This is a genomic window from Quadrisphaera sp. INWT6 (genome assembly GCF_015390235.1).
Classification (GTDB): domain Bacteria; phylum Actinomycetota; class Actinomycetes; order Actinomycetales; family Quadrisphaeraceae; genus Quadrisphaera.
The window spans coordinates 126074-145131 of record NZ_VUOH01000001.1 but is presented as its reverse complement, the minus strand read 5'-3'; the positions used below and the strand labels follow the sequence as shown (position 1 = coordinate 145131).

Genomic DNA, 19058 nt, shown 5'->3' with positions numbered 1-19058 from the left:
CGGGAGGGGTTTCGCGGAGCCCGTCCCGGGGTCCTCCCCCGGCGGGTCAGCGGCGGGTCAGCGGCGGGGCGCCGTGCGCTGCTGGTCCTCGACGGCGCTGTTCTGGCTGTACCCCGTGCGGAAGCCCACCAGCTGCATCCCCGGGGAGACCTCCTGGGCGTAGACCTGCTGGTAGTGGCCGCGGAAGTACTGCTCCACCGCGTCCTCGTAGCCCTGGTCGTAGCTCAGCAGCAGGTACACCCGCTGGTGGCCGGCGACGAGCTCGTCGACCTGACCGGGCAGCGCGGCCTCGTCGAAGGCGGGCAGGCCGCCCTCCTGGCGGCGGTCCCACTCGGGCAGGGTCACCACGCGGGCGGCGCCGTCGTAGTAGCGCTCGAAGGGCCAGATGGTGAAGGGCGAGCTGACCACGACGAGGTCGGACGGCGTCACCTTGGCCTCCAGCAGCTCGGCCGCGCCGCGGTAGTCCTCCTTGACGGGGGTGGCCGCGGAGGTGGCCTGCACCCCGGTGCCCACCACCGTCGCGACCAGCAGCACCGCCGCGAGCGCCACCCCGACCCGCTTCGACAGCATCCGCAGGAACGCCGCGACGACCACGAGGAGCGCCGGCAGCGCCGCGATCATGTAGCGGGACAGGAAGAACGGGGTGATGAGGTGGCTGACGGCGAAGGCCATCAGCACCGGCCCGAAGGCCGCCACCAGCAGGTACGCCGTGGCGCGCGACATCCGCACCCCGACGCGCACGCTGGCGAGGCCCGCGAGCGCGAGCAGCGGCCAGGTGGCCACGAGCACCGTGTTGGCGGCGTCGCTCTGGAAGCCGAAGAGGAACTGCGAGTAGACGTTGGAGAAGTCGACCGACGACGGCGAGGGCAGCTGGGGCCGGGTGTCGGAGGCGGCGCCGCTGGCGGTGAAGTACAGCAGCCACGGGACGAGCGCGAGGCACACCAGCGCCGCGGTGCCGGCCATGCGGCCCACCCCGCGCCAGCTGCGTCCCGACGGCGCGAGGCGCGCGACGAGGAAGAACGCGCCCTGGGCGAAGAGCACGAAGAGGAAGAAGTAGTGGGTGTACGCCCCGACCACCGCGGTGGCGGCGTACCCGGCCCAGGCGCCCCAGCGGCCGGTGGTGGCCGGGTCGAGCACCTTGAGGAAGAAGTGCTGGCTGGCCAGGGTGACCAGCACGAGCATCGTGTACATCCGCGCCTCGTTGCCGTACCAGTTCATGAACGGCGACAGGCTGAAGACGACGACGGCGAACAGCGACCACCGCGTGTCGAGCGCCCTGCGCGCGACCAGGTACAGCAGGGGGATCGACGCCAGGAAGAAGATGAGCGACAGGGCGCGAGCCGTCTCCAGGTCGGTCCCGTACAGCAGCCGCCACGTGCGCAGGAGCAGGTGGTAGCCCGGGACGTGCACGTCCTGGGCGACGGTGACGAGCACCTCGGAGTAGCGGTGGTCCGTCTGCCCGAGGCTCTGCGCCTCGTCCAGGCGCATGCTGAGCCCGGCGAAGTACAGGCGCGACAGGAGCAGGACCGCTGCGGCGCACGCGAGCTGCACGCCGGCGACAACGGCGAGGCGGTGCCGCGCGGCGAAGCCCTCGACCCCGTCCCACGTGCGCCGGGTCCGGCGGCGCAGGGCGGGCAGGCCGCCCGCGGGGGCCCCTGCGCGGGCGCCGCCGGCCGGCGCCCCGGGCCGCTCGCCCGGGGCGAGGGTGCGGTCGTCCAGGGCGGTGCTCATCGGGTCTCCTCCCCCGCCAGGGCGGGCGCGGTGGCGGTGGGGCCGGCCGTCGGGCGGACGGCGGTCGGCTGGTCGCGCAGGTCGCGCTCGCGCAGGTCGAGCACCGCGTCGTCAGCACCGCCGGCGGCGGGCTGCGCGCGGCGCGGGGCCGCGGCGGCGATGAAGGGCAGCGAGATGGCGACGTGCACCGACAGCCACGCGGCGTTGGCCATCAGGGAGGCCGACGTCCCCTCGCGGGCCAGGCCGACGGCGAGCGCCGTGAGGGCGACGCCGATGTACACCAGCTGCGGGACCACGAGCCGCAGGAAGTTCGGCTGCCCGCCGGCGCCGACGGCCTTGCTGGTGACCACGAAGCTGGTCTTGCGCTGCAGCAGCACCGCGGTCAGGGCGGACAGCTGCAGCCACCACGCCGACAGCGAGAAGGCGATCGCCTGGAAGCTGTAGGAGGCGTTGCTGGTGCGCTGCAGCACCGCGAGGTTCAGCCACAGGTAGGGCACGAAGACCAGCGCCAGCACCATCGTCGAGGTGACGATCGGGGTCTGGCCGGTGAGCAGGAAGATGATCGGCAGCAGCGCCCCGGCCAGCACCACGGCGCCGGACAGGTAGTAGCTGGCCGAGGTCAGGTACTGCACCTTCTGCGAGAAGGACAGGCCGCGGCGCAGCAGCGGGTTGTACTTGAAGATCACCTCGAGGCTGCCGCGGGTCCAGCGGAACTGCTGCTTGTAGTAGTTGAGGAAGTCGTCCGGGGCCAGGCCCTGCGCCAGGACCTTCGGCACGTAGACGCTGCGCCAGCCCTTCTCGTGGAGGAACAGCGACGTGAGGAAGTCCTCGGCGATGTTCTCCTCGCACATGCCGCCGACCTGCTCCAGCGCCGTGCGCCGGATGGCCATGTTGGTGCCGCACAGGAAGGCGGAGTCCAGGCGCGACTTGCCGCTCATGATCGGCCCGAAGAACAGGGTCTGCTGCTGCCAGGAGGTCCGCGTGACGCGGTTCTCGTCGAAGTTCTTGTAGTACTGCGGCGTCTGCACGAAGCCGAGCCGCTCGTCGGTGAAGTACCCCATGACGTGGAGCAGGAAGTCGTCGTGGGGCACGTGGTCGGCGTCGAAGACCACGACGAACGGGTTCTCGGTGCGGCGCAGCGCGTGGTTGATGTTGCCGGCCTTGGCGCCGCCGGGGGTGGTGCGGGTGAAGCACTCGATCCCGAGCTCGGCGGCCAGCACCTCGACGTCGCGCCAGTCGGCCTTCTTGGCCACCAGCCCGTCGTTCAGCAGCGCGATGCGCACCGGCCCGGGGTAGCGCATGGCCAGCGCCGCGAGCGCGGTCTCGCGGACCACCTCGACGGGCTCACCGCAGACGGTGATGAAGACGTCGACGCCGCCGGCGAAGCCCGCGGCGAAGGGGCGGGCGCGGTCGCGGCCCCACACGGTGTGGCAGTAGCCGGCCAGCTGGGCGAGGTGGAAGACCTCGGTCACCACGAGCAGCCAGAACAGGAGGGCGTTGCCGCGCTGGAAGGCGAAGCAGATCATCGCCACGTAGGCCACGGCGAGCACGAAGCTGCCGACCAGGAGTACGCGGCTGGGCACCGGCTCCAGGAAGGACTCGTCGGGGACGTGCTGCGCGGCCGGCTGCTGCCCGGCGGGCACCGGCGGCCCGGCGGGCCGGGCGGAGGTGGTCTGGCTCATGGGACGTCGCTCCCGGGGCTCGTGTTCAGGTTCGGCAGCGCGCCGAGGTGGAGGGCCGTGCCGAACCACAGCCAGTTGGCGTCGTAGTAGCCGAGGCGCTCGGGGGTGCGGCGCAGGTCGGCGTCGTACTGGGGGCGCAGCTGGGTGCGGTAGACCTCGTCGGCGGCGCGGGGGTCGGCGGCGTCCAGGGCGCCGATCGCGCCGCCGGCCATCGCGACCGAGGTGTAGTCGACGGCGCGCTGGCCGTCGCGCTGGTACACCGCGGGCAGCTCGCCGGCGTCGTCCCGCGCTGCGGCGAGCACCGGCGCCTGCTGCTGCAGCAGCGCGAGGGCGCGCGGCTCGCCGTGCCACAGGTGGTCCAGCGACAGGCGCCACGGCAGGCGCAGGCCCTCGTAGCCGAAGTCGGTGCCCGAGCCCCCGCTGGTGGCGGCGAGGTCGGCGGGCAGCGCCTGGCCGGTCTCGCGGTCCAGGCGCACCCAGTCGGGCACCAGGCCCACCCCGGCGGCCTCGGGGCCGTCGCCGATCTGCTCGGTGCTGAGCTGCTCGAGCACGGTGTAGGTGTTGTCGACGAGCCCGTTCCAGTCGTGCTCGGGGTCGACGTGGGCGAACGCGCGGTAGGCGTACGGCGCGAAGTAGCTGGGGTTCACGAGCACCGAGGTGGCGTCGTTGCGCTCCAGGTCGTTGGCCACGAGCACCGGGCGCCCGGCGACCTCGACGACCTCGGCCTGCCAGATCGCGCCGACCAGCGGCAGCGCGTCGTAGAGGTAGTCGTCGTCCTTCCAGCGCGAGTGGGCCATGAGCAGCGCGAAGGCGACGTCGACGTCGGCGTCGCTGGCGGTGTTCTGCCCGCCGCGGTCGGTCTGGATGCCGTAGGTGCCGTCAGCGCTGTCGGTGAGGGGGCCGAAGCGCCACGACAGCAGCCCGTCGGGGCGCTGCAGGTTGTCCTTGGCCCACTGCCAGCTCTCGTCGAAGGTCTGCTGGTCGTCGCTCCAGACGGCCCGCATCATCGTGTAGCTCTGGCCCTCGGAGGTGGTGATGCCGCCGTCGACGGGGTCGACGGTGCGGCGCGTGCCCTCCTCCAGGAAGTCGTCCCGGTACCCGAGCCAGAGGTCCTCGAGCATCGTCTGGTCGGACTGGGCCAGGGCGGGGTCGGAGCTCACGGCGTCCACCGCGCGGCGCGGGCCGCCCGCCAGGGCGACGGCGACGCCGAGCACCAGCACGAGGGCCATCGCGAGGGCGGCCCCGCGCAGCAGGCGGCGGCGCGGGCGACGCCCCCCGCCGCTGCGGTCGGGCTCCTGCGGCGGAGCGCCCGGAGGCGGGCCACCGGCGCGGTCGAGGTGGTCAACGGACACGACGGCCTCCGGAGGTCGGGCTCTGGTCAGGGGTCTGGTCGGCGGGCTGCCCGGCGTGCTGGTCGGCGGGCTGCTCGGCGGTGGTGAGGTCGATGACCTCCCGCGCGGCAGCCGCGCGGGCGGCGCCGACCGTCGGGTCGGCGTCCAGGAGGTCGGCGTGGCGGGCGACCAGCACGCTGACGCCCGGGTCGGCGGGGTCGGCGCCCAGGCGGCGGAGCAGGCCGAGCGCGTCGACCTCGTCGGCGCCCGGCAGCAGGGCGCGCACGCGCTCGCCGTCGCGGGCCCACACGTCGTCGCCGCGGCGGGCGCCGTCCTCCCACCCGTCCGGCAGGGAGGTGACCGGCACGTCGAGCACGACCGTCACGTCGTTGCCGGCGCGGCGCTCCCCCGCACCGGTGGCCCGGGCGCGGCGCCGCCGGGCGCGGGCGCCGCGGGCGGCCTCCGCCCGCACGGCGGCCAGCACGCCCTCGGCGCTGCGCTGCCAGGTGAAGCGCGCGGCCCAGGCGCGGGCGCCGGCGGAGAGCCGGGCGGCCTCGGCCGGGTCCTGCAGCTCGGTGAGGGCCCGCACGAGGGCGTCGGCCAGCACGGCGGCGCCCCCGTCGGCGCCACCGGCTGCGCTGGTCTCGTCGACCAGCCACCCCGTCTCGCCGTGGCGCACGGTGTCGCGCACCCCGGTGACGCGGCGCGCCAGGGCCGGGACGCCCGCGGCGTTCGCCTCGAGCAGCGACAGGGCCCAGTCACCCCCGTCGGAGGAGCTGACCGTGAGCCAGGCGGTGGCGAGCACGCGGTCGCGCTCGTCGTCGGAGAGCCGGCCGTGGAACACCACCGGCGCGCCGGTGGCGCGGACCCGGTCCTGCAGGGGCTCGCGGCCCCAGCCGTCGCCCACGAGGTGCAGCTCGGCGCCGGGGACGCGCGCCGCGACGTCGACCATCGCGTCGACCAGGGGGTCGAGGCGCTCGTAGGGCGTGAGCCGGCCCACGACGACCACCCGGGGCCGCGGGGCGCGGCGGTGCTCCAGCAGCCGGGTGTCGGTGCCGCCGGGGACCACGCGCACCCGTCCGCGCAGCCGCAGCCTGCGCCGCACGGCGGTGCGGGCCGACGGCGAGGGCACCACGACGGTGCGCCGGCCGTAGACCGAGCGCGTCGCCGGACCCTCGAGCCAGCGCGCCAGGCGGGCGGCCAGGGGGTGCAGCGCCCGGGCGAAGAGGTCCTGGTGGACGTGGTGGACGAGCAGCACCACCGGCCGCTCGCCCGCCACGAGCGGGGTGAAGAAGGGGACGCCGTTGGCGGAGTCGAGCACGGCGTCGACGTCGTCCCGGTGCCGCGCCAGCCACAGGAGCGCCAGCGGGTACACGCTGACCCACCCGCCCAGGCGCCGCACGGCGTAGCCGTCGGTGCGCTCGCGGGCCGCGGTGCCGCGGGGGCGGCTGGTCACCAGCACGACCTCGTGGCCCGCAGCGGCCAGCTCGCGGGCGATGCGCTCGCAGTACAGCTCGGCACCACCGGCGGCGCGGTGCCGGCGGTCGCGCCAGTTGAGGACGGCGATGCGCTCGCGCCCCGGGGCGGCCGGCGCGCCGGGTGCGGCCGCCGCCTCCGGCCGGCTCACGCGGCCCTGCCCAGGGAGGCGCGCAGCGCGCGGATCTCGGAGATGACGCGCGGGCCGTGGGTCCACAGGCTGAAGGAGGAGCCGCCGGCGTCGTCCGTCCACTGCACCGGCACCTCGGTGACGGGCAGGCCCAGGCGGGCGGCGACGGCGAGGACCTCGACGTCGAAGGCGAACCCGGAGGCGGTGACCCGGTGGAAGATCGCCTCGGCGGCGTCGGCGCTGAAGAACTTGAAGCCGCACTGGGTGTCGGCCACGCCGCCGGTCAGCGAGCTGGTCATGGCGCGGAAGGCCCGCGAGCCGAGCCGGCGGACCAGCGGCTGCGGCACCACGTAGGCGGCCCCGGGCACGCGCCGCGAGCCGATGACGACGGGGTCGCCGGCGAGGAGGGCGCTGGCGACGGGCAGGAGCAGGGACGGCGGGGTCGACAGGTCGGCGTCGACGAAACCGCGCCAGCGCGCCGAGCTGGCGAGCATCCCGCGGCGCACCGCGGCGCCCTTGCCCTGCCGCGAGCAGCCGATCAGCCGCACCCGCGTGTTCTCGGGCGCGAGGTGGGCGGCCTCGTCGACCACCTCGGCGGTCCGGTCCACGGAGCCGTTGTCGACCACCGTCACGCACACGCGCATCGGCAGGTCACCGGCGCGGGCCAGGAGCGCGCCCAGGGTCGGGCCGAGGCGCAGCTCCTCGTTCCAGACGGGGACGACGACGTCGAGGTCGTCGCGCGGGTCCTTCGGGGGGTGGTTCACGGAGTGCCTCTTCCTCGGGTCGGGCGGCGCCGCGGGGCGCGCGGGCTGGAGCCGCGGACCGACCGGGCCATCGATCGGGGTCCGCGTGCTGTGCGGTGGAGGTGCGGGTCTGGGTGGGTGCGTCAGGCGGAGCGCGTGGAGGCGGCCCGGGACGGTTGTGCGTCGACGGCGTCGACGGGGAGCTCGAGCACCGGGCCGTGGGCGGCGGGCAGCTGCACCACGGGGCCGGGAGCCGGCGCCAGCGTCCGCTGGGCGAAGACCAGCCGGGAGCTGACGACGAAGGAGACGACGGCGCTGAGCACCGTGGCGACGACCGCGCTGAGCAGGGGCGGGGCGTCGAGGAGCCGGTGGGCGGCGGCGAAGGCGCCGGCGTTCACGGCGAACGCCACCAGCGCGGAGGCGTTGAAGAGGCCGAGCCGGCGCACCAGCTGGCGCGCGCTCTCTCGGCCGGGACCCCGGCGCGAGGCCCAGGTCCATGAGTAGCTCACCGCGAAGTTGACCTGGGTGGCCACCACGAAGGCGAGGGCGTTGGCGGCCTCGGGCACGACCACCGGCAGCAGGGCCGCCAGGACCACGAAGTGCACCCCGGTGACGCCCAGCCCGACGAGCGCGAACCGCGCCCGGTGGTCGCGGCTGAGCGCGACGAGCTTCTCCACTGGCACTACGGCCCCCCGGCGACGGTTCCTCGGTCCGAGTGCCCCGTCGCACAGCCGCCGGTCAGCGGTCGGTGGTACGACAGTAAGGGGTCTGGACGGTGAGTGGTCCCGCGGAGATCCGCACCGGAGGCGGGTTCATACCCAGCGTGACGCCCGGTCACGCTGCGCTCGCAAAAGCGATGACGTTGTCCGTGTAGTGGCCGGTGGCCCGGTCGAACTCCCCACCGCACGTGACCAGGCGGAGGACCGGCCCCGGCTGGGGCCCGTAGACCTCCGCCGTGGGGAACGCGTCCTTGCCCACGCGCCGGACCTCGTCGACGGTGAAGACCACCACCTCGCCGTCGGCGCGCTGGACCCGCACCTCGTCACCGGGCACGAGCTCGTGCAGGCGGTAGAAGACCGCGGGACCTGACGTCGAGTCGACGTGGCCGGCGATGACGCTGGCACCCGCCTCTCCCGGCACGGCGCTGGTGGTGAGCCAGCCCGCGCGGTCGAAGTCGCCGCGGCCGGGCACCTCCAGCGACCCGTCGGAGGCGATGCCCAGCGGCACCAGGGGCGTGTCGACGCCGATGCGCGGGACCGCCACCTCCACCGGGGTCGACGCCGCGGCGTCCTGCTCGGTGGGGCGCGTCGGCGTCCAGCGCGACCGAGCGGGCGAAGCCCTCCCGGTCGCCCGTGGGCTCCCGGGGCGGCAGCGGGGTGGCCGCGGGCTGCGCCGCGGCCGCAGCCCCTGTCGAGGCGGCCGCGGGGGCCGCCTCGACAGCGGGGGCGGACCGGTCGGCGGCGGCGCCCGCGGCGGCACCGGCGGCACCACCCACCAGGGCGAGGGCGACCAGGACCGTCGCCGCGCGGCGGCGGGGCCTCACCGGTCCAGGGCCGTCCGCGCACCAGCGGCGGCCGGGGCGCTGAGCGACGACCGGCGGACCAGCACGAGCGCCCCGAGCCCGGCTGCGGCCAGGGCCCCGAGCGAGCCGCCGACCAGAGCCGGCGCGTCCGGGTGAGCGGTCGCGGTGCCGCCGGCGCCGGTGGCCGCGCCGCCCACGGGCACCGCAGCGGCCCCGGCGGCGTCCGCCACGGGCGTGACCTGCAGCTCCCCGTCCGGGCCGTCGGTGACGGCCAGCGTGTAGGTGCTGCCCGCCGCCAGGTCGACGGCCGTGGTGGCCGCGGCGGTGGTGGTGCCGGAGGCCGCGGCGGCCCGGAGCGTCCAGCGCCCCGCCGGGACGTCGGCGTACGTGGTCGAGCCTCCGAAGGCCGCCCCGCGGGCGACCACGGGTCCGTCGACGGCGCTCACGTCGACCGAGGAGGCTGAGCTCGCGGCCGAGAGCACGCGCACGCGCGCCTGGCCCTGGGCCGGCGGGGTGAGGTCGTCCTGCAGGGGCACCAGGCGGGCGTCCTGGGCGGTGCCCAGGGCGGCGATCGTGTACGCCCGGCCCGGGTCGGCCTGGAGGGTGGTGCTGAGGACGGGCACCGACGCCGGGTCGGCGCCCTCCCCGCGCACCTCGACGGTGAACCCGCCGGCCGGGACGCGCACGTAGGTGGAGACGTCGCCGTAGCCGGCGCCCTCGACCGTCGTCGTGCCGCCGCCGGCGAGCGAGACCAGGGAGACGTCCATCTGCGGCAGGTCGGGCACGAGGTGGGTGGCGCGCACCCAGGCGGGCTGGGCCTCGCCCGCCTCCGGCTGTTCCGCGGGAGCGGTGGCCGCCGCGGCGGAGGTCGCCGGCAGCAGCAGGGCGGCTGCGGCGAGGAGGACGACGGCGCAGCGTCGGCGTGCGGAGGTGGACGGGCTCACGGGTGGTGTTCGGGGCCGGTGCGCCCGGCGTTCGGTCGCGAGCATCACGAAACGGACACATCGGGCGCTCCGGGGACCGGAGGGGCCCGATCGGTGCGTGATCGCCACGCTGCGGTGATCGGCGACTCCGGAGGGTTCACCCACGGCCCCCTCCGGTCGGGTGGCGCCCCTTCCGACGGGGTGCGCCCGGTCCCTACGGTCGGGGCGCCGCGCCCTCGCGCGGTGATGACCCGGGGGCCCACCCCGGGTTCCCACCCCGACGCCCCGCCGACGCCCAGGAGCAGCCGTGGACGACCCGACCCGGGCGCAGCAGCAGGCCGCTCCCGCCGCCGACGGCGCCCGGGCCCCCTGGTCACCGCCGGAGCCCACCACCAACCGCGCCGCCGTGTGGTCGTGGGTGGTCGCACTGCCGTGCGCGGCGCTGGGCGCGGTGCTCGGCGTGCTGGGCCTGGTGCGGGCGCGCCGCCGGGGCGGGGTGGGCGCCACCCACGCCGTCGTGGGGCTGACGGCGTCGGCCTTCGTGCTGCTGGCCTGCGCCGCGGCCCTGCCCGCGGCCGCACTGGTCGGCCTGTCCTCGGCGGTGGGGCCCGTGGTCGCCGACCGCGTCGAGGACGGGACGGCGCCCGCGCTCACGCAGGACGAGCAGGACTTCATCGACGGGCTGTGGGACGAGACCTACTTCGCCTACGACGACGAGACCCTCCTGGCCATGGGCCACGGGTTCTGCGACGACCTGGACGGCGGCGCCGGCGTGCAGGAGGCCGACGCGGCGCTGCTGGAGCGCTGGGCGGACGTCGACCTGGACCTGGACGCCGCCTACGACGTCGAGGCGACGGCCACGACGTCCCTGTGCCCCGCGCACGCGGAGGAGTTCGGCGACTGGGACCCCGCCGCCAGCGGTCCCGGGCTGACGACCTGACGCACTGACGCGACCGGGTGCCCGTGGGGCAGGATGGAGGGCCAGCACGGCAGCACGACAGCACCCCCGGCACGTCAGCTCGGCGCAGGAGGCACGGTGGAGACGGCAGCACCCGGCGCGGCGGCGCAGGACGGCAGCCCGCCCGCGGGCCTGATGACGGTCGGGGAGATCGCCGAGCGCGTGGCCCTGTCGCACCGCACGGTGCGCTACTACGACGACGAGGGCCTGCTCCCGGCGCGGCGCTCCCCCGGCAACTACCGCCTGTACGGCGAGGACGCGCTGGCGAAGATGCTGACCATCCGCCGGCTGAAGCCCCTCGGCTTCACCCTCGACGAGATGCGCGAGGTGCTCGCCCTGCTCGACGCGCTCTCCGCCGAGGGCGCCGCCGGCCCCGAGCACGAGGGGCGGGTGCAGCAGCTCGTCGACCTCGAGGTCGACGTGCGCCGGCGCCGCGACAAGCTGGTGGAGCAGCTGCAGGGCGCCGACGACCTGCTCGCCTCGCTCCACCCGCTCCTGCCCGAGCGCGGTGCGTGAGGCACCCGCACCGGGTGTTGGGGTTCCGTTCACGTCAAGGACGCACCTCACCTTGACGTAAGGGAAAGGTTGTCGCAGGGTGGGGCGCGTGACCGCCTCAGCCCCCCCTGCCCGGGACGCCGCGCGCGCTCCCCGCGGGGCCCGCGCGGCGAGCCCGCGCGGCACGCGCCACCCGAGCCTCGCCGCCGCGTACGACCCGCGCCACAACGCGTTCGACGTGCTGCGCCTGGTCTTCGCCGGCGTCGTGCTGGTCACCCACACGACGGAGCTGTCGTTCGGGTGGCAGCCGGGCGTCCGCGGCACCGACGTCAGCGACCTGGCCGTCGACGGCTTCTTCGTGCTCAGCGGCTTCCTCATCACCGCGAGCTGGCTCCGCCTGGGCTCGCTCCCCCGCTTCGCCTGGCACCGCGCGCTGCGCATCCTCCCGGCGTTCTGGGTCTGCCTGGTGGTCACGGCCGTCGTCGTCGCGCCGCTGGCCAGCGTGCTCAACGGGGGCAGCGCCACCGCCGTCTTCACCGCCCCCGGCGGGGCCGTGACGTACGTGCTCCACAACGCCGCGCTCTTCATGGCGCAGTTCGGGGTGGGAGGGATCCCGGCGTCCGCGCCCGGTGACGGGGTGGTCAACGGGTCGCTCTGGACGCTGTTCTACGAGGCCGTGTGCTACCTCGCCGTCGCCGCGCTGGGCGTGCTGGGCCTGCTGCGCTCGCGCACCTGGCTGGTGCTGGCCGGTGTCGTGGCCCTGCAGCTGGCCACCACCGCCGAGGCGACCACGGGCGTCGACGTCGTCCCCGGTGACCTGGTGCAGCGGCTGCTGCTGATGTTCGCCCTCGGCGCGCTCGGCTTCCTCTTCGCCGACCGGGTGCCCACCCACCCCGCCCTGCTGGTGGCCGCGGCCGCGAGCGTCCTGGCCGGGATGGTCTGGCTGGACGACTACCGCGCCGTCGGCGCCGTCGGCTTCGCCCTGCTCGTGCTCGTGGCGGCGGCGCGGCTGCCCTGGCGCCCCCGCCTGAGGCACGACCTGTCCTACGGCGTGTACATCTGGCACTGGCCGGTGGGTGTGGTGCTCCTCAGCACCCCGCTGGCCGCAGCGCCCGTCGCCGTGCAGCTGGTGGCGGTGGCCCTGGCGACCACCGCGGTGGCCGCCGCCTCGTGGTTCGGGGTGGAGGCGCCTGCGCTCAGGCTCAAGGACGCCGGGCGCCGTGTCGGTGCGCACCGTGACCGACTGACTCCGCAAGGTTGATCTTCGGGGGGCTCGTCGTCTCCACTGCGGAGGACGCGGCCCGTCCCGGTTCGGCGTCGTCGCCCACCGTGACGCATAGTCCCGTGACGAGGCGCTGCGACGCGCATCATGGACGCTGCAGCAGGACGGCGACGAAGGGGTTGAACGGCATGGTGCTCGTGGGGGCGGTCGACGACCATCCGGTGGTGCTGGCGGGGCTCAAGACCGTCCTGGAGGAAGCGGCGCCGGAGGTCGAGCTGGTGGCCTGCGCGCCGACGGTCGAGCAGCTGCTCGCCGAGCGGTCCGACCTCGACGTCGTGCTGCTCGACCTGCGCCTGGGCGACGCCTCGACGCCGGGCACCAACACCGGGCAGCTGCTGGCCGGCGGCGCGCAGGTGGTCGTCTACACCGACGGCGCCAAGCCCGCCCAGGTCTACGCCGCCGTCGCGCGGGGCGCTCTGGGGGTGGTGCTCAAGGACGAGCCGCTCGACGTTCTCGTCGAGGCCGTCCGCGCCGCCCACCGCGGGGAGGCCGTGGTCTCGGTGCGCATGGCGCGCGCCCTGGAGACCGCCCCCCACCTCGACGACCTGCTCTCCCACCAGGAGCGGCAGGTGCTGCGCCTGTACGCCGCCGACCTGCCCGCCAAGTCCGTGGCCCGGCGCCTGGGCATCGGCGAGGGCACCGTGAAGGAGTACCTGAAGCGGATCCGCAGCAAGCTGGCGGCCGTCGACGTCCACGCCACCAGCAAGCTCGAGCTGCGCGACGTCGCCGAGACCATGGGCCTGCTCGACGACGACGCGGACGGCGCGCAGCAGCGCGCCTGATCCCCCCGCGCCGCCCGCACACCCGACGTGAGCCCGACGTGAGCCCGACGTGAGCCCGGCCCGCGCCCAGGCCACGGGGCAGCGGCTCGTGAGCACCGCCCTCGGGCTCACGGCGCTGGTGCCGGTGGTCGCGGCGGTGGTCACCCTCCTGGTCGACGGCCCGGAGGGCCCGCCGGTCGCGGCGGCAGCCCTGCTGGTGGCCGTGGTGGTGGCCTTCGCAGCCGTCGTGAGGGCCGCCGTGAGCGCCGCGCCGCCGGCGCCCCCGGCGCTGGCGCTCCTGATGACCTCCGGCGGGGCCCTGCTCGCCCAGCGGGTGCTGGGCGGGGACGAGGGGGTCGGCGCGCCCTCCCCGCCGTGGGCGCACTTCCTGGCCATCGCCGTGCTCGCCGCGACCGCGGTGCTGGTGCGCGGCTGGAGCACGTGGCAGGCGGGCCTTGTGCTCACGCTGTGCTCGGCCGCCGTCGCCGTCCTGCGCAGCACCCCCCCGGTGAGCGGCGCGACCCACACCATGGCCCTGGTCGACGGGGCCTTCCTCCTCGGGCTGGGAGCGGCCGTGTACGCCGCGGTGCGCGGCGTGGAGGACGTCTCCAGCCGGGTGCGCACCGCCCGCGCCGCCGCCGTGCGCGCTGACGCGGAGGCCGAGGCCCTGGTCACCGCCGAGGCCGAGCGGAGCCGCTGGGAGGCCGCCGTGCACGACGACGTGCTCACGGCGCTGCGGGTGGCGGCCGCGGCGCGCTCCCCCGAGGAGGTCGCCACCGCCGCCGGCTCCGCCCGGGACGCCCTCGACAGCATCGCCCGCGGGCCCGCGACCCTCGTGGTCAGCGCAGCCCTCGCCGTGCAGCAGCTGCGGGCCGCGGCGGCCACCGCCCGCCCCGGCACCGAGGTCGCCCTCTCCTCGGGGCCCGGCTCCCTGCCGGGCAGCGCTGCCGAGGCCCTCGTCGACGCCACCACCGAGCTGCTGCGCAACACCGCGCGGCACAACCCCCTCGAGACCACCTCGAGCGTGCGCGGGCACCTCGCCGGTGACGGCGCCCGGCTCGTGGTCAGCGACGACGGCGCGGGCTTCGACCCCGACGGCGTCCCCGCGGGGCGCCTCGGCATCCGCGTGTCCGTGGTGGGCCGCATGCGCAGCGCGGGCGGTGACGCCGAGGTGACCAGCGCTCCTGGCCGGGGCACGACCGGACGCCTGCGGTGGCCCCGGTGACGCCGCCGCGGGCCCCGAGCGCCGCCCCGCCCCCCGACGACGCGGCGCTCGACGCCGACGGGCCCCTGGGCCTGCGCCGCGAGCCCCTCACCGCCGCACTGGTCACCTGGCTCGGCATCCAGGTCCTGCTGGCCGGCTTCGGCCTGTCCCGGCTGGCGGAGCCGCTGCTCGGCGCCGCGGCCGCCGCCACCGCGGTGGCGCTCTGCCTGGCCGTAGTGGCCCCGCTGGGTCGCGGCCGCGTCGCCCTGGGAGCGGGTCCCGCCACCGCCGCGGTGCTCGCCGTGGGCGCGGTCGCGGTCCTCAACGCCGTCGCCGTCGGGTCCGAGCCCACCGACGCGACGAGCCTGTTCTTCCCGGGGCTGGTGGCCCCCGTGATCGGCGTGCTCGCCCTGCGCGGACGAGCCCTGCACGGCGTCGTGGCCGGTGTGGTGGTCGGCGTCGTCATCGCGACGACCACCCTCGCCGACGGCGGCGGCCGGTGGTGGATGCCGCAGAGCTTCGTCTCCGGGGCGCCCCTGCTGCTGTGGTGGACCGGCGGCGTGCTGGTGCGCCTGCTGCTGCGCACCACCCGCCTCGACCTGCGCCGCAGCGACGGCGCCTTCGCCCTGGCCCGCGACCGGCGCGAGCGCACCCGCGAGCGCGAGGCGGCCCGCGACCGGCGCCGCGACCTGCTCCAGAGCGCCGCCGTGCCGCTGCTGGAGCGGGTGGCGCGCGCCCAGGGCCCGCTCGACGCGCAGGTCCGCGCCCGCCTCACGGCCGTCGAGGTGGAGCTGCGCGCCGAGCTGCGGGGCCGCGACCTCATGGACGCCGACGTCCGCCGCGCCGCCGCGCAGGCCCGCGCGCGGGGGGTGCGCGTCGACGTCGTCGACCACGCCCCTCCCGGCGCCGACCTGCGCGCGGTCAGCCGGCTCCGGGGCCTGGTCGCGGCCGCGCTCGACGCCAGCACCGACGGCGAGATCACCGCGCGCCGACCCCCGCACGAGGTGGTCATGACCGTGGTGCACGTGGGCTCGGCCGCCTCGATGGCCGCGGTGGCCGCCGCCGTGCGGGAGCGCAGCGCCACGCTGCGCGGCCTGGTGGTGGAGCTGTCCGAGGACGAGGACGCCGTGGTGGTCGACGTCGTCCGCTGACGACCCACCGGCCGCGCGGTCAGCGGCGGGCGGTCAGCGGCGGGCGGTCAGCGGCGGGTGGTCAGCGGCGGGCTGCGAGCGCCGCCTCGTACAGGTCGCGCCTGCCCACCCGGTGGCGGCCGCGACATCGGCGACGGCCTCCTTGAGGCGCTCCCCGGCGGCGACGCGCTCCAGCACCTCCGCCAGCGCCCGCTGCGGGTCGGCGGCGCTCTCCGGCGCACCGCCCACCACCACGGTCACCTCACCGATCTTCGCCAGCTCACCGGCCCACGCCGCCAGCTCGGCCAGCGGTCCGCGGCGCACCTCCTCGTGGGTCTTGGTCAGCTCGCGGCACACCGCGGCGGGGCGGTCGGCGCCGAACGCCTCCCCCATCGCCTCCAGCGACACCGCCAGCCGGTGCGGCGCCTCGAAGAAGACCATCGTGCGGCGCTCGCGGGCCAGCTCGGCCAGCGCCGAGGCCCGCTCGCCGGCCTTGCGGGGCAGGAACCCCTCGAAGCAGAACCTGTCGGTGGCCAGGCCGGAGACGGCGAGGGCTGCCAGCACGGCCGAGGGGCCGGGCAGCGTGGTCACCCGCACCCCGGCCTCGGCGGCGGCCACGACCACGCGGTAGCCCGGGTCGGAGACGGTGGGCATGCCGGCGTCGGTGACCACCAGCACGGTGGCGCCCTGGGCGGCGGCCTCGACCAGGTCGGCGCCGCGGGCGCCCTCGTTGTGCTCGTGGGAGCTCACCACGCGTCCGGTGGGCACCACGCCGAGCGCCGCGCACAGGCGGCGCAGGCGGCGGGTGTCCTCGGCGGCGATGACGTCAGCCGTGGCCAGCGCGGCCGCCAGCCGCGGCGGGGCGTCCTCGGGGTTGCCGATGGGGGTGCCCGCCAGGACGACGCGCCCCGCCGGGGCCAGGTGCTCGCTCACCCGCCCATCGTCGCGCGCGGGCGCCACCGGGCGCGCAGCCGGGCGGCCCAGCGGGCAGCCCAGCCGTCCGCCCACGGGACGGCGTCAAGCGCGGAGCCGGCGCTGCCGATGCTCCGGGAGTGACGGCACGGTCGGGGGGAGCTGCGTGAGCGAGGTGCTGCCGGAGCACCGGCGTCCGGTGCGGCGCTGGGCGGCGCGAGCCGTCCCCGCGGCGTGGCTGCTGGCCGCGGGCCTGCTGGCGCGCCAGGTCCACCTGCCGGGCAGCGACGTGGCGCTGGTGTGGCCGGTCACCGGTCTGGCCGTGCTGTGGGTCGCCCGGCACCGCGGGCTGCGCCAGCGCGCCGCCGTCCTGGCGTGCACCGCGGCGCTGTGCGCGCTGGTGCGGGCGCTGACCGGTGCCCCGCTCACCAGCGCGCTCCTGGGGGGCGCCGCCGACGCGGTGGCCGCCGGCGTCGTCGTCGCGGTCCTGCGCGCGGCCCAGCGCGGCCCGCTGCGCCTGGAGCGCGGCGGTGACGTCTGGGCCCTGGCCGCCGCCTGCCTGTGCGGCGCCCTCGCCGGCGGGCTGGTCTCCGCCCCGCTGCTGGCCGCCGAGCCGGAGTCCGCGCACGCCGCGCTGGTGCAGGTGCTGGGCACCGCCGCGGGGGGCCTGGTGGTGGTCGCCGTCCGGCTGCTGCTGCAGCGCCCCCGGGCCGGGGCCGGCGGCGGCCACCGGCAGCAGGGGCTCGCCGGTCCGGCGGAGTCGGTGGCCCTGTGGCTCGGCGGCGGCGCCGCCTTCGTCGGCGTCTTCGTGGTCCTCGACGGTGCGCAGCTCGCCTTCGCCACGCTCCCCCTGGCCGTCTGGGCCGCGCTGCGCCTGCCCGCCCGCGCCACCGCCGCGCACCTGCTGCTCGCCGCGGCCACCGCGCTGGGGGGCACGCTGGCGGACCGCGGGCCCTTCGCCGCGATGCCGGCCGCCCTCGCCGTCGCCACCTGCCAGGCCTACGCCGCCGTGCTCGTGGTGGTGGCGGTGTCGATCTGCCTGCACCGCGACGAGCGCTCGGTGCTGACCGCCGAGCTGGGAGCCGCCCTGGCCCGCACGCGCGAGCAGACCGCCCTGATGCAGGCCGTCCACCAGGCCGTGACCGAGGGCATCGTCGTGTACTCCGCCGACGGCGCCAGCCTGTCGCGCAACCCCGCGGCCGAGGCCCTGCTCGGGGCGAACCCCCGGCGCGGCCAGCCCCGCTCCTGGGAGGGCGCCTACCAGCTGCTCCACCCCGACGGCAGCACCCCCGACCCGCAGCGGCTGCCGGTGGTCCGCGCCCTGCGCGGGGAGGCCGTCATCGGGGAGGACCTGCTGGTCATCGGCCCCGGGGGCCCGCAGGGCCGTCTGCTCAACGTCGACGCCCACCCGCTGCCCGACGCCGAGGGCGCGGCGTGGTCGGGCGGGGCCGTCGCCGTCTTCCACGACGTCACCGAGGAGCGCACCAGCGCCGCCGCGGCGGCGCGCACCCGCGACCTGCTCGCCGGGGTGCTCGACGGCGCCACGGAGCTCGGTGTGGTCGCCACCGACACCCAGCACCGCATCACCGTGTTCAGCTCCGGCGCCGAGCGGATGCTGGGCCGGACCTCCGCCGAGGTCGTGGGCACCACCCCGGAGGCCCACCTGCCCCCGGAGCTCCTGCTCGGCCCGGCCGAGGGGGGCAGCGCCACGGGGCGGTGGGACCTGGTGCGCCGCGACGGCTCCACCTTCACCGCCGAGGTCACCCGCACCCCGATGCTGGACGACGACGGCGCCGTGGTCGGCACCATCGCCGTCTTCACCGACGCGACCACCCAGATCGCCGCGGAGCAGCGCCTGGCCGACTCCGAGGAGCAGTTCCGCCTCGCCTTCGAGACCAACCCCACGGGCATGCTCGTCATGAGCCTGGACCCGGGTGAGGTGGGCCGGCTCGTCAGGGTGAACACCGCCTTCGCCGCCTTCACCGGCCGCCGCCGCACCGAGCTGCTCGGAGGCCGCGTGCGCGACCTGCTGCACCCCGACGACGTCGCCGGCCACCTCGACCGCCTGGGGCGGATCGCCCGCGGCGAGCGCGTCGCCGCCGACGGCCTCGAGCAGCGCTTCACCCGCCCTGACGGCTCGGTGCGGTGGGCGCGGACCTCGCCGTCGCTGATCCAGCCCTCCGACGGCAGCGCCCCCCCACCTCCTGGTGGCCGTCGAGGACGTCACCGAGGCGCACGCCGCGGCCGAGGAGCTGCGCCGCGCCGCCCTGCACGACCCGCTGACCGGGCTGCCGAACCGCGCGCTGCTCGCCGAGCGCCTGCGGGCCGCCCTGGCGGAGGACGCCCCGGACGGCGTGACGGTCGTCTTCATCGACCTCGACGGCTTCAAGCCGGTCAACGACACCCACGGCCACGCCGCGGGTGACCTGCTGCTGCGCGAGGTCGCGGCGCGCCTGCGCGAGGTGGTCCGCGAAGAGGACGTGGTGGCGCGCCTGGGCGGCGACGAGTTCGCCATCGTCTGCCCCGGCCTGCTCGAGGCCGACGCCACCGGCCTGGTGGAGCGGCTGCAGGCCGCGGTGGCCCGGCCGGTGCGGCTCGCCAGCGGTGCGGACGTGCGGGTCAGCGCCAGCACCGGCACCGCCACCTCCTCCCCCGGCGACGACGCCGAGCGGCTGCTGGACGAGGCCGACCACCGCATGTACGCCGCCAAGCGCCGTCGCCCGGGTGCCCGCGGCACCGGGGCGATCAAGGTCGGTGCCTGATCGACCGACACAGGGG

Annotated in this window: 16 protein-coding genes and 1 pseudogene; 8 read left to right on the top strand and 9 right to left on the bottom strand. The window is 76.7% G+C overall.

Translation table 11 applies throughout. The features are described 5' to 3' along the window. Positions 1 to 57: 57 nt before the first annotated feature. From F1641_RS00595 to F1641_RS00560, 8 genes are all read right to left on the bottom strand, one after another. The gene (locus tag F1641_RS00595) at positions 58 to 1731 is read right to left on the bottom strand and encodes a glycosyltransferase family 39 protein (RefSeq protein WP_194902568.1); all 1674 of its coding nucleotides are present in this window, start codon (positions 1729 to 1731) and stop codon (positions 58 to 60) included. Further along, positions 1728 to 3413: a glycosyltransferase gene (locus F1641_RS00590; RefSeq protein ID WP_194902567.1), complete on the bottom strand. Its 1686-nt coding sequence runs from the start codon at positions 3411 to 3413 to the stop codon at positions 1728 to 1730. Before F1641_RS00590 ends, F1641_RS00595 begins: the two co-directional genes overlap by 4 nt. Continuing rightward, on the bottom strand, positions 3410 to 4765 hold the full coding sequence (locus tag F1641_RS00585; RefSeq protein WP_194902566.1) for a glycosyl hydrolase family 8: 1356 nt from the start codon (positions 4763 to 4765) through the stop codon (positions 3410 to 3412). Before F1641_RS00585 ends, F1641_RS00590 begins: the two co-directional genes overlap by 4 nt. Then, positions 4755 to 6371, bottom strand: a complete 1617-nt coding sequence (locus F1641_RS22685; RefSeq protein WP_194902565.1) for a glycosyltransferase family 4 protein — start codon at positions 6369 to 6371, stop codon at positions 4755 to 4757. The genes F1641_RS00585 and F1641_RS22685 overlap by 11 nt, the downstream gene beginning before the upstream one ends. Then, positions 6368 to 7114 (bottom strand): dolichyl-phosphate beta-glucosyltransferase, encoded by a 747-nt coding sequence (locus F1641_RS00575; protein WP_194902564.1) that lies wholly within the window; start codon positions 7112 to 7114, stop codon positions 6368 to 6370. Before F1641_RS00575 ends, F1641_RS22685 begins: the two co-directional genes overlap by 4 nt. Positions 7115 to 7236: 122 nt before the next feature. Continuing rightward, the gene (locus tag F1641_RS00570) at positions 7237 to 7770 is read right to left on the bottom strand and encodes a GtrA family protein (RefSeq protein WP_194902563.1); all 534 of its coding nucleotides are present in this window, start codon (positions 7768 to 7770) and stop codon (positions 7237 to 7239) included. Between the two features lie 157 nt (positions 7771 to 7927). Further along, positions 7928 to 8572, bottom strand: a complete 645-nt coding sequence (locus F1641_RS00565) for a class F sortase (RefSeq protein WP_309225288.1) — start codon at positions 8570 to 8572, stop codon at positions 7928 to 7930. A 60-nt stretch (positions 8573 to 8632) separates the two neighbouring features. Then, positions 8633 to 9559, bottom strand: coding sequence for a DUF4397 domain-containing protein (locus F1641_RS00560; RefSeq protein WP_194902561.1), 927 nt, complete (start codon positions 9557 to 9559; stop codon positions 8633 to 8635). A gap of 286 nt (positions 9560 to 9845) precedes the next feature. Here F1641_RS00560 and F1641_RS22680 point away from each other — a divergent pair, with 286 nt between their 5' ends. The 6 genes from F1641_RS22680 (at position 9846) to F1641_RS00530 (ending at position 15389) form a co-directional block, all read left to right on the top strand. Next, complete coding sequence (locus F1641_RS22680; protein ID WP_194902560.1) at positions 9846 to 10478, top strand: DUF732 domain-containing protein; 633 nt, start codon at positions 9846 to 9848, stop codon at positions 10476 to 10478. A 96-nt stretch (positions 10479 to 10574) separates the two neighbouring features. Beyond that, positions 10575 to 11012, top strand: coding sequence for a MerR family transcriptional regulator (locus tag F1641_RS00550; RefSeq protein ID WP_194902559.1), 438 nt, complete (start codon positions 10575 to 10577; stop codon positions 11010 to 11012). A gap of 88 nt (positions 11013 to 11100) precedes the next feature. Further along, complete coding sequence (locus tag F1641_RS00545; protein WP_194902558.1) at positions 11101 to 12252, top strand: acyltransferase; 1152 nt, start codon at positions 11101 to 11103, stop codon at positions 12250 to 12252. A gap of 149 nt (positions 12253 to 12401) precedes the next feature. Further along, a complete protein-coding gene (locus tag F1641_RS00540; protein ID WP_194902557.1) occupies positions 12402 to 13055 on the top strand; it encodes a response regulator transcription factor in 654 nt (217 codons plus the stop codon). A gap of 49 nt (positions 13056 to 13104) precedes the next feature. Continuing rightward, positions 13105 to 14259: a sensor histidine kinase gene (locus F1641_RS00535; protein WP_194902556.1), complete on the top strand. Its 1155-nt coding sequence runs from the start codon at positions 13105 to 13107 to the stop codon at positions 14257 to 14259. Next, positions 14256 to 15389, top strand: coding sequence for a hypothetical protein (locus tag F1641_RS00530; RefSeq protein WP_194902555.1), 1134 nt, complete (start codon positions 14256 to 14258; stop codon positions 15387 to 15389). Before F1641_RS00535 ends, F1641_RS00530 begins: the two co-directional genes overlap by 4 nt. Positions 15390 to 15422: 33 nt before the next feature. Here F1641_RS00530 and rsmI read toward each other — a convergent pair whose 3' ends face one another. Further along, positions 15423 to 16301, bottom strand: coding sequence for a 16S rRNA (cytidine(1402)-2'-O)-methyltransferase (gene rsmI, locus F1641_RS00525; RefSeq protein WP_309225287.1), 879 nt, complete (start codon positions 16299 to 16301; stop codon positions 15423 to 15425). On the opposite strand from rsmI, the pseudogene F1641_RS00520 reads away from it, so the two are divergent. Together F1641_RS00520 and F1641_RS00515 are read left to right on the top strand one after the other, a co-directional pair. After that, positions 16189 to 18456: pseudogene (locus tag F1641_RS00520) on the top strand (PAS domain S-box protein); the annotation flags it as partial. The gene rsmI and the pseudogene F1641_RS00520 sit on opposite strands and share 113 nt — an antisense overlap. 31 nt (positions 18457 to 18487) lie before the next feature. Continuing rightward, positions 18488 to 19042: a GGDEF domain-containing protein gene (locus tag F1641_RS00515; protein ID WP_309225286.1), complete on the top strand. Its 555-nt coding sequence runs from the start codon at positions 18488 to 18490 to the stop codon at positions 19040 to 19042. Positions 19043 to 19058 lie beyond the last annotated feature (16 nt).

Coding starts and splice junctions, on each gene's coding strand:
- F1641_RS00595 (WP_194902568.1), bottom strand. CDS start 1,731: ATGAGCACCGCCCTGGACGACCGCACCCTCGCCCCGGGCGAGCGGCCC.
- F1641_RS00590 (WP_194902567.1), bottom strand. CDS start 3,413: ATGAGCCAGACCACCTCCGCCCGGCCCGCCGGGCCGCCGGTGCCCGCC.
- F1641_RS00540 (WP_194902557.1), top strand. CDS start 12,402: ATGGTGCTCGTGGGGGCGGTCGACGACCATCCGGTGGTGCTGGCGGGG.